The following is a 7896-nucleotide window of genomic DNA, read 5'->3' on the forward strand; positions in this document are numbered from 1 at the left end:
TCGCCGTAAAGCGGATGGGGAAACCCCACCCGCCTGCGCGGTGGGGTAGTTCATTCAAAACACCAGCTCAACTTCTGCTAAGGCAGCTTCCGGCCCCACCAGGGCAATGGCCGGGTTGGTCAGATAGGTTTTCGCAGCTTGATGGAGCTGCTCTGGGGTGAGCTGCCTGACCTCTTGCAAGTACTGCTGGTCGAACTCCATGCCCAAGCCCAAAATCTCGTACCAGCCGGCCAGTTGCGCCACTTGGGCATTGGTTTGTTTGCTGAGGGCGTATTGGCCCAATAGCTTGCGCTGGGCCATTTCTATCTCTTCTGGGGGGAGCGGATTGGCCTGCAGACGGTGGATTTCTGCCTGCAGGCGCTCCAGGGCTACCTGGGTGTTCTCCGCCGCAGTGCCCATATAAACCCCAAAAGGAGCGGGATCCCGACGGGTGGCAAAAAAAGCCGAGACCTCATAGGCCAGGCCGCAGCGCTCCCGCAGCTCCACAAACAGGCGGCTGGACAGACCGCTGCCCAGGTAGGTGGCCAGCAATTTCAGGGCTGGATAATCCGCAGAAGCCGCAGGGGATCCGCGAAAGCCGATCAAGAGGGTCGTCTGCTGGGTGGGCTGGGGCAGCTTCAGCAGTTGCGGCTCCCTCAGAGGGGGTAGGGGAAGATCCAGGTCTTTTGGAGAGGGGCCGGGAACAACCCAGTCTCCCAAAGCAGCTTCCACTTGGGCAGCCATCTGCTCCGGCGGCTCTGGGCCGATCACCACCATCACCATTCCATCGGGACGACAGTGGGCCGCATGATAGGCTACCAAATCCTCGCGGGTCAGGGATCCCACCGTCTCCAGCCGTCCCAGCCCCGGTAGGGCGTAGGGGTGATCCCCGTAGAGGGCTTGCCGCACCCGATCAAAAGCCAAGCTGAAGGGCCGTTCCTGTTGGGCGCGAATGGCCTGCAGCATCAAATCCCGCTCCCGCGCCACCTCCGCCTCGGGAAAGCTGGGATCCCGCAGGAGCTCCGCCAGCAACCCCAGCAGCTCAGGAAAATCCGCAGCCACACAGCGCAGGCTGACCTCGAAACAGTCGGCAGAGCTGTCCACCCCCAGCGAGGCTCCCAGCGATTCCACCCAAGCGGCAATGGCCTGAGAGTTGTGCCGATGTGTCCCTTTGGTGAGGACAGCCGCCGTCAAGTGGCTCACCCCCGCCTGCTGCGGTCGCTCTGACCGGCTGCCGCCGCGGAAAAAGCAGTGGGCCGCCAAGATCTCCACCGTTGGGTTCTGGCCCAGCAACAGCGCGAGGCCATTGGCCAAAAGGACGCGCTGTAGACGGCCACGTTGGGTGGCAAACAGGGTAGCGTTCATGCAGGCAAGGGATCCCGGTCCAAAATCCGAAAATCAAGGGTCTGGGGCGTCGAGGTAGCGCTCAACGACAAGCCAGTTGCAGCTCCGAGACTGCCGCCGGATCCAGAGCAGTTGGCTTGAGAAGGGTGACCACATGAGCTTCCGGAGACAAGTGTTGCTGGGCCAGTTCCCGGAGCTGAGCCGGGGTAAAAGATTGCAACAACTCCAGGTACTCTTGAATGCGTTGCACCCCACTCAGCGTCTCGTAGTAGCCATAGATACTCGCCAGTTGACTGGGAGACTCGGCGGAGAACAAGAACTCATGGGTGAGCATACGTCGGGTGCGATCCAACTCCGCTTGGCCGATGCCATCCTGCTGTAACTTTTCCATCTCGTGCAGGATGGTCGCCTCCACCCGCGCCACATCCTCCGGCTCCAGTTGGGCACTGATACAAAAAAGCCCTCCCTCCTTCAGCACCAGCGAAGAACAGCCAATGGCCCTCACCCAGCCCCGCTGTTCCCGCAGCAGATGAACCAGCCGCGAAGTACGGCCATCTCCCAGCACAGAAGCCAACATCTCCAAGCCACAGGCCTCTTGCCAATCGTCAATGCCGACGGTGGGCCAGGCCAATTTCAGGCGGGCTTGCTCCAAGCGGACATGGGTGCTCTCCCGGCGCAGGATCCCTTGGGGACGAGGCTGCGGCGGAATGGGGGGGCTGACCGCTGCCGGCCCGGCGGCAGAGCCACCAAACTGCTCCTCCACCAAAGCCAGCGCCTTTTCAGGTTCGAGGCCACCCGTCACCACCACCGTCATGGATTCAGGCCGATACCAGCCGCGGTGGTAGGCGCGCAGCAGCTCAGGGGTCAGTTGCATCAGGCTTTCTGGCGTGCCCAACACCGGTCGTCCATAAGGGTGCTCCCCGTAGGCGGTCTCCATCAGAAGCTGATAGGCGGTGTAGTCGGGGTTGTCGGCGGCGCGGCGAATTTCCTCCAGGACCACCTGCCGCTCCCGCTCAAACTCCTGCTCCGGGATCCCGGCCCGCAAAACCACCTCTGCCAGGTAAGGCAAGGTATCGGCCAGGTCGGCAGCGGCCACCGTAATGTAGTAGTGGGTGTAGTCTTGGCTGGTGGCCGCATTGGTAACTCCCCCCCGTCCTTCAACGGCCCAGTCCAACTCACCGGGGGCCAAACGCTCGCTGCCCTTAAACACCATGTGTTCCAGAAAATGGGAGATGCCCAGGCACTCCGGCAGCTCATGGCGTGCACCTGCCCGTACCCAGACATCAACAGTAACAGAATCGGCAATCGGGATGGGATGAAGGATGACGCCTAGCCCATTGCTCAGTCGGTGGGTGTAGGCGGGCAAAAGACGAGGAGCGCGATTCAAAATTCTTAACTAATAGAGAACACTCTTAATTATAGAGGGAAAAGGTCGCCGCGAAATAGCATTTGAGACTACTTTTCTTGGCATTTAAGGCTCGTTGTGCAGATCTGGGGATCCCTGCCAAGAGAGACTGGGGGATCCCTCGCCAGCCAGATTGTCCTCCACCTGAAATCCAGGGGGCCACTCTTGGCTGTCTCGCACCCGTTGCACCACCTCTTGGGGCAGCAGAACCCCCAACTGCCGGGCAGCCATGGCCACCACATCGCCCCGATCGATCAAGCCGGCAATGGCACCGCTGGGCGTGAAGACCAAAATGCGGCGCGGTTCTGCCTGGCGCATCATCTGAATCACCTGGGGGATGGGGGTCTCCTCTCGTACCCCCTGCAGTTGCTCCATCGGCTTGAGAATGGCCTTGAGGGTGAGGCGATCCCACTGGCTGCGCTCGATGTCGTTGAGCAGTTCTGGCCTGACCAACCCGCGGTAGCGGCCGTCTTCCTCGGCGAAATAAATCTCTGCTGGCTGAGCTGGGGCTTCCGGCTTGAGGGAAGAGGGCACCAGGTAGCGATCCACAAACTCCCGCAGGCTCATGTTGGCATCCAACACCCGAAACTGGCGGGTCATCACATCGGCAGCCTTCAGGCGGGCCAACACCTGCTGGAGCTGGGCATACTGGCTGTAGCGGCGGGCGGTGTTCAAAATAAACAGTCCGATCAGTCCCAGCCAGAGGCCATTCAGGCTGCCAGCAAAGACCGCCAACAACCCTAGCCCCAACAGGCCAAAGCCGACAAATTGTCCGGCCCGAGCCGCCCAGATCATGCCCTGTTGGCGATCCCCTGTCCAACCCCAGATGGCCGCCTTGAGCATTTGCCCTCCATCCAGAGGCAGTCCCGGCAGCAGATTAAACAGAGCAATCGTCAAGTTGATGGCAGCCAAGTTGGTGAGGGTTGAGGCCAGCATCGACTCCGGCACAGCCCAAGCCCGGGCCAGGCTGAAGATGAGGAACAGGCCCAGGCTGAGGAGGGGACCTGCCACCGCCACGCAAAAAGCGCCGAGGGGACGGGGGACTTCCCGCTCAATCGCTGCCATGCCCCCAAAAATAAACAGGGTAATGGAGTTAACCCGTACTCCGTAGGCGCGGGCCACCAGGCTGTGGGCCAGCTCATGGGCCAGCAAGGAGAGAAACAGCCCCAGCGCCGTCACCACGCCGTAGGAGAGCACCAGCAACAGAGCCGCCGGAAACCAGGTGTAGTCGATGAAAAAGGGGATCCCCCACAAGCTACCGATGCGCAGGCGACTGGTCATGGCATCCAACTCCTTCTACAGTTTGCGCCCAGGCGGGCGACTTTTCGAGAGAGCAAGCGACCCTCTTCCCCGGGATCCCTCTTCATCCACTGTAGCCCCTCTGCCTGGCCTTCCGTTCCCTCCGGCAGACACCTCGGGAGAGATAACCGGGCCGGCTCTATCCCTAGGGGATCTTTGGGAGCTCTTGCCAGCACAACACTACCTGCAACACCAGGCTCCTGAAGATTGTGATAACGTGGTTGGGCATCGGGTCGGCGGGGTTGCAAACCGACGCTCAAAGGAGCTTTAGCAGGGGAGCCTTGCAGGAGGGGTGTGGCTATGGTTCAGAGCAAAGAAGTACATTCTCCGGAAATTCAGGGACTTGGTCTCGCCGAGGTGACGGGATCCCTGGGCGAGTTCCCAGCAACAGCTCCGACGGCCGCTCCAGTGTTCTACCGCACCTACAGTCGGCGGCGCCCGGATGGCAGCCGCGAGACCTGGAGCGACGTCTGCAATCGCACCCTGGCTGACATTGCCCGCTTGGGGCGTTTTACTCCCCAGGAGCGGGAGCTGGTGGAACATCTGCAGCGGCAGTTGAAAGCTTTGATCTCGGGCCGGGCCCTGTGGGTGATGGGCACCGACTGGATCCAGAAGCCGGAAAACTACTCTGGCGCCTACAACTGCACCAGCACCACCGTGGTGGACTGGCGCTCTTTTGGCCTGATGATGGATCTGGCCATGATGGGCTGCGGCACAGGGGCGGTGCTGGAGCCCCAGTTCATCAACCGCTTGCCCCCCATCCTCAACCGCCTGCAGGTACAGGTGGTGGGATCCCTCGGCGCCACCCCCCGAGAGCAGCGGCAGGAGCACACCCGCATCCAGCGGCAGGGATCCCGAGTGCACATCCAGGTGGGGGATAGCCGGCGGGGCTGGGTGGAGTCCTACCAGGCGCTGCTGGAGCTGGCGGCGGATCCCAGCTTGGGCGGCGAGGTCCAGGTGACGGTGGACTTGAGCGATGTCCGCCCTGCCGGCGAGCGGCTGCAGGGGTTTGGGGGTGTGGCCAACCCCATCAAGCTGCCCGGCCTCTACGAGCGCTGTGCCGCCATCCTCAACAAAGCGGTGGGCAGACAACTGAACTCGGTGGAGTGCTGCCTGCTCATCGACGAGGCGGCGGTGACGATTGTGGCGGGGAACATTCGGCGGTGCTTACCTGAAAACGCCTTGGTGCACACCTCACAAGGTCTGGTGCCCATCAAGGATGTGCAGGTAGGCGATTGGGTTCAGACCCCTCTTGGGTTTCGTCGGGTGGTCAACAAGTTTGACCAAGGGATCCAAGAAGTTTACGAAATAGAGACCAATGCCCTTCCTTTCTTTTCAACTTTGAACCACCGCCATGCGGTTTTGGCAGACGCTCGGGGGAACATCGCATGGAAAAGTACCCACGAGTTAGTCGAGGGGGATCGTCTGCTGCACAACACCCAAGTTCTCCCCGGCACCATTACCCACCTCCCTGAGGACTTTACGGCACCTCGTCCAAGACAAAGCCCCACCGCAAAGCCCCTGCACATCCCGCCCCTGACACCAGAGGTGGCCTGGCTCATTGGGTTTACCCAGGGGGATGGGTATGTTGCGCTGGGGCGCGATCTCCACGGCAAGCCCTACGGTCACCTGGAGTGGAGTGCCAATACCCTGGATCCCGAGCTGCTTTCCCGTCTCCAAGCTAAGCTGGAGCAGGCGCTAGCCGCCTTCGGGCTGACAGCTACCTGCAGCTATGGGCCAGGGGAGAACAGGGCAAAGTTTGTGTGTTCCTGCATCCCGCTGGCGGAGTATTTCGAGCGGCACATCAAGAAACCAAAGCAACCCCTGCAAGTTCCCGACTTTATCCTGCGCGGCACCGTTGAGGTACGGTCAGCTTACCTGGCAGGCCTTATCGACAGCGATGGGTCAACCCGTAGTCATCCCCCCCAATTGCTGACAACTGTCCACCGCTCCTTTGCCCTGCAAGTGGGGGCTGTGCTCTCCAGTCTGGGTATTGCAGGCCGACTCAAAATCCTCCCCCCCCAGCAGGAGAACTGGCAGGTTCAATACAGCCTTACCCTACCGGCATTCAAGGATCGGTACAACGCCTTGGTGGCTCCCTACTCAGCTAAAGGGAAGTTGCCCCAAGGGCTGGAGATGCATGGCTTTACGATTCCGGGTTCCCTGCTGCAGGAAGTATACAGCTACACTGAGATGCGCGGCATGGGCTGCCAAGGAGCTCGGTCGGTCGAAGCCAACTATGAACGATACTTGGCTGAGTCGGGGTTGGATTTGGATATCCCCGTTACAGTTAAGGGCCTAGGCAGCCATGACTGGGTACGAACCTACGACATTGAAGTCGAAGAGGCTCATTGCTTTTACTGCAATGGCTATCTCACCCACAACAGCGCGGGCATGCGCCAATTTGCCGCCGACGACGAGCTGGGATCCAGCGCCAAGGACAACCTCTGGCAGCAGGACGAGCAGGGCAACTGGAGAATTGACCCGGAGCGGGATGCCCTGCGCATGGCCAACCACACGCGCGTGTTCCACCGCAAGCCAACGCGAGAAGAGTGCATTGCGGCGGTGCGCAAGCAGTTTTACTCCGGCGAGGGAGCCATCCAGTGGGCGGGGGAAGCTGTGGCGCGGGCCAATGCCGACCTGCTCGCCACTCCAGAATTGAAACAGACCTTCCTCAACATCTATGCTTCCCAAGGCCCAGAGGAAGCTCGACGCTGGCTAAAACACCACTGGCCAACCCTGCCGGAGGCTGAACTGGAGCACCGGCTGCGGCGGTATGGGTTAAACCCTTGCGGCGAGATCATTGGATGCGACTTCCACTGCAACCTGGCTGAGATCCACCTCAACCGGCTGGATCCCCACAACCGCCAGGAACAAGAGGAGGCCTTCACAGCCGGGGCCCTGACAGCGGCGGCGCTATTGCACCATCGCTTTGTCGAGCCCCGCTTCCAGCGCTCGCGGGAGTGGGATCCCATCGTCGGCGTCTCGTTTACCGGTCTGTTTGACTTTTGCGTCAAAGCCTTTGGGGTAGACTGGCTGCGCTGGTGGCAAGAAGGGAGGCCGGATACGCCCCTGGGGCGGGAGTTCAAGCAGCAGGAGCAGGAATACCTCAGCTTTTGGAAGGAAGTTGTCCACCGCGTGGTCTGGGACTACTGCGACCGCCACGGGTTGCGCCGTCCCAACCGCTGCACCACTGTTCAGCCCGCTGGCACCAAGTCCCTGCTCACCAACGCCTCGCCCGGCTGGCACCCGCCCAAGGCCCAGCGCTACATCCGCCGCATCACCTTTGCCAAAAACGACCCCGTGGCCCTCGCCTGTCTGGACTATGGCTACTCGGTAGTGCCCGCCCAGGCGGACAAGGACGAAAACGGCAACCTGCTCAACGACCCCTTTGATCCCCGCTGTACCGAGTGGCTGGTGGAGCTGCCGGTGGAGGTGGAGTGGGCCAATTTGCCCGGCGCCGAGGAGATTGAGATTGAGCGCTTCTCCGCCCTGGCCCAGTTTGACTTTTACATGCAGGTGCAAAAGTACTACACCACCCACAACACCTCAGCTACCCTTGAGCTGCGCGAGGACGAGATCGAAGCGCTGGGATCCCGCATTTACGAGGCCATCCGCGACGACGAGGGCTACATCAGCGCAGCGCTGTTGGCCCGCTTCGACGCCCCCTTCCCCCGCCTGCCCTTCGAGAAAATCGACAAGGCCACCTACGAGCGGCTGGTGGCCGAGGTCAACACGAGACGAAGGACAGACGACTTCTTCGCGGCCCTGGCCCGCCATGACCACCACCTCGCCCTGGCAGCAGAGGGGCCGGCAGGGTGTGATGCTTTGGGGTGTCTGTTGCCAGATACGGACTCCGCCCCGCTATC

Annotated in this window: 4 protein-coding genes; 1 reads left to right on the top strand and 3 read right to left on the bottom strand. The window is 61.4% G+C overall.

Translation table 11 applies throughout. The features are described from left to right. Positions 1-54 precede the first annotated feature (54 nt). The 3 genes from NW853_RS02655 to NW853_RS02665 form a co-directional block, all read right to left on the bottom strand. Positions 55-1344, bottom strand: a complete 1290-nt coding sequence (locus NW853_RS02655; protein WP_414347626.1) for a M16 family metallopeptidase — start codon at positions 1342-1344, stop codon at positions 55-57. 61 nt (positions 1345-1405) lie between these two features. Continuing rightward, on the bottom strand, positions 1406-2710 hold the full coding sequence (locus tag NW853_RS02660; protein ID WP_414347627.1) for a M16 family metallopeptidase: 1305 nt from the start codon (positions 2708-2710) through the stop codon (positions 1406-1408). An 84-nt stretch (positions 2711-2794) separates the two neighbouring features. Further along, positions 2795-4009 (bottom strand): site-2 protease family protein, encoded by a 1215-nt coding sequence (locus NW853_RS02665; protein ID WP_414335773.1) that lies wholly within the window; start codon positions 4007-4009, stop codon positions 2795-2797. 318 nt (positions 4010-4327) lie between these two features. Between NW853_RS02665 and nrdJ the strand changes: the two genes are divergently transcribed. Then, the coding region (gene nrdJ / locus NW853_RS02670; protein WP_414347630.1) for a ribonucleoside-triphosphate reductase, adenosylcobalamin-dependent at positions 4328-7896 on the top strand (3569 nt) is incomplete at its 3' end.

This window comes from Synechococcus sp. H55.11 (assembly GCF_047462475.1).
In the GTDB taxonomy this organism is placed as follows: Bacteria; Cyanobacteriota; Cyanobacteriia; order Thermostichales; family Thermostichaceae; genus Thermostichus.